The 746-nt window shown below is 24.8% G+C and carries 1 protein-coding gene; it reads left to right on the forward strand.

What is annotated here, in order from left to right; genetic code table 11:
• The first annotated feature begins 188 nt into the window (after window positions 1-188).
• The gene (locus tag OEA66_RS20410; protein ID WP_267283142.1) at window positions 189-497 is read left to right on the forward strand and encodes a hypothetical protein; all 309 of its coding nucleotides are present in this window, start codon (window positions 189-191) and stop codon (window positions 495-497) included.
• The last annotated feature ends 249 nt before the right edge of the window (window positions 498-746 follow it).

A 746-nucleotide genomic window follows, 5' to 3' on the forward strand; every position in this document is an offset into this window, starting at 1 on the left:
ACTTATACACAAACAGTTACATATACAGCGACTGCTTTATAATAAAACATTATTTATATCGTTAAAGAATTAATTTTAATGAATTTAAAAGTGATATAATTCTTAAATATTTTATAAATTCATGTTAAAATGGCCTATTTAGTATAATAAGTAAAATTCAGGTAATAATCAAATAATTACAAGATAATATGCCGAATCTAATAAAAAAGCTATTGTTTTTACTTGAAATTGGTAATCATCAATTTAATAGCATCCTTTGGAAAACCTGTCCAGAAAAAAGAAAAACTCTTGTTAATGATATTTTCAAATTTAACATTCCTATTGGGAAAAGCAAAAAAGAGATATGTGAACTTTTTGGACATGAACCATATATTCATACTACCAGAACATGGTCTTATCCTGTAGAATCAGATAAATTTGGAAACCCCTTTATATCATTATCACTATACTTTAAAGACGAAATTGTAACAAGTATAAGGTTGAATATAAAGGAGTGATATTTAAAAGCATAAAGAAGCATCTATTCTCAAAAATACTTCTTTATAGTATTTAATTAATGTTTTTAAAGAATTAGAAAAAGTTTTTATTTTATAAATTCTTCAAAAACCACCATTATATTGTAATAAAAATCAATTTTAAATACGCCCTCAACGCTTCCAAATTGTTGAGGGCTTTTCTATTTAAGCCAAATGAATAATCCGTGTAGTTATTTTACTACATGAACTTCCGTTTTCAACTACAAAGAA

It is taken from the genome of Chryseobacterium luquanense (genome assembly GCF_026460945.1).
GTDB classification, from domain to species: domain Bacteria; phylum Bacteroidota; class Bacteroidia; order Flavobacteriales; family Weeksellaceae; genus Chryseobacterium; species Chryseobacterium luquanense.

Coding starts and splice junctions, on each gene's coding strand:
- OEA66_RS20410 (WP_267283142.1), top strand. CDS start 189: ATGCCGAATCTAATAAAAAAGCTATTGTTTTTACTTGAAATTGGTAAT.